Source organism: Streptomyces sp. NPDC006476 (genome assembly GCF_040612015.1).
Classification (GTDB): Bacteria; Actinomycetota; Actinomycetes; order Streptomycetales; family Streptomycetaceae; genus Streptomyces; species Streptomyces griseorubiginosus_B.
Window position 1 is genome coordinate 1 of record NZ_JBEXPK010000308.1, and the last position, 1328, is coordinate 1328.

2 protein-coding genes and 1 pseudogene are annotated in these 1328 nt (G+C 71.6%); all 3 read right to left on the bottom strand.

Features of this window, described 5'->3' with window-relative positions; all coding sequences use genetic code 11:
- Positions 1-470 precede the first annotated feature (470 nt).
- Positions 471-758: a hypothetical protein gene (locus ABZZ74_RS54235; RefSeq protein WP_356951458.1), complete on the bottom strand. Its 288-nt coding sequence runs from the start codon at positions 756-758 to the stop codon at positions 471-473.
- An 83-nt stretch (positions 759-841) separates the two neighbouring features.
- Positions 842-1108 (bottom strand): DUF4235 domain-containing protein, encoded by a 267-nt coding sequence (locus ABZZ74_RS54240; RefSeq protein ID WP_356951459.1) that lies wholly within the window; start codon positions 1106-1108, stop codon positions 842-844.
- A 6-nt stretch (positions 1109-1114) separates the two neighbouring features.
- Positions 1115-1328, bottom strand: a pseudogene (locus ABZZ74_RS54245) (hypothetical protein); the annotation flags it as partial.

Consider the following 1328-nt stretch of genomic DNA (forward strand, 5'->3'; position numbering starts at 1 on the left):
AACCATACGAGAGCACCCCGCCACACACCGGGAAAGACCGTCAAACGCGCCGAGACACTCGACCAGCACTACGGCCGCACAGGTTAAAGATCAAGCTGAGCCCGCTCAAAGGCCCGGCTGCTCCGGCCCGCCAGAGCGTTGAGAGGGTTGCATCCCCTGGTCGTGGGATTGCGCCGTGGTCGTTGACGTGGCCCGTGTCGTTCACGACAGCCGTCTCGTTTTCCTCGCGATACGACACATGCCTGTGTCGGCGGCCTGAGTGCCGTTTCGCTCCCCTCGGCGGCGGACCGGGCCGTGTCCCCTTCCGGCGAACCGGCCGGTGGTGGCGGCCTCGGACGTCATGGCCATGAAACCGAGGCCGCCACCGGCGACACAGCGGTCGGCTCGCGGTGGATGAACGACACCACCAGGGCGGTGAGGAGCCGGAACGGCACCGCTGCGGGTTCGGCGTCGATCGCGGCCTTGGCCGTTCACTCGGGCGGTTTGGAGGGCGACTGAAGCTGTTGCCAGTAGCGGTGGACGTGCCGCTCTGCGTCCTGGACCGCGGTGAGGGCGGCATCGTGCACCTCTGCGGCTGCGGCAGACAGAGCGTCGTCCGCGTGGTCGTCGGGGCGGGATGGGGTGCGAGGCCAGGGCGCGCGAGCCGGGCTTGGCCCGTGGACGTGTTCGCGTCGACGGGTGGCGGCGTACCGGGTGGCCAGGACCGGGGCGGTGACCGCTGCCGCGGTCAGGGCGGGCATCACGTGCTGAGGGGACACGGCCGTGTGATCTTTGTCGTGCAGGGGTGTTGCGGGTGGAGGCGCCGGCGGCCGAGGCGTGCCGGCGCCTCGCGGGGGCCGGGTCAGCCGGGCCAGGTGCCGGTCAGGCCGCGGGTGGCGGTGGCTCCGGCGCGGTCCACGGCGGCCTTGACCGCGGCGAAGATCGCGCCCTGCAGGGTGGCGGCCAGCACCACCTCGTTCCAGGTGCGGTCCTCGTCGGTGGCGTCGGGGGCGTCCTCGTCGTGGCCCAGCATCTTCCACGCCTGCTTGAACAGGGCACCGGCGGCGATGCCGCTGACGGCGCCCAGGATCATCCCGACCGGCTTGTATGCGATCTTCGAAGCCTTCACAGCGGTTCACTCCTTGCGGCGGCAGGCCAGCCACACCAGGACGGCCGCACCGGCGGCCGCCAGCAGCAGGTTGCGGTTGTCGCGCGCCAGTCGCGCTCCCTGGGCGGTGGTGTGCTGGACGGGTACGGGTGCCTTGTCGTGCCAGACCTGGCCGGCCTGGGCTGCCTTGGCGCGGGCTTGTCCGGCGGCCTGGGCGGCCTTGTCCTTGACCGGGTCGGGC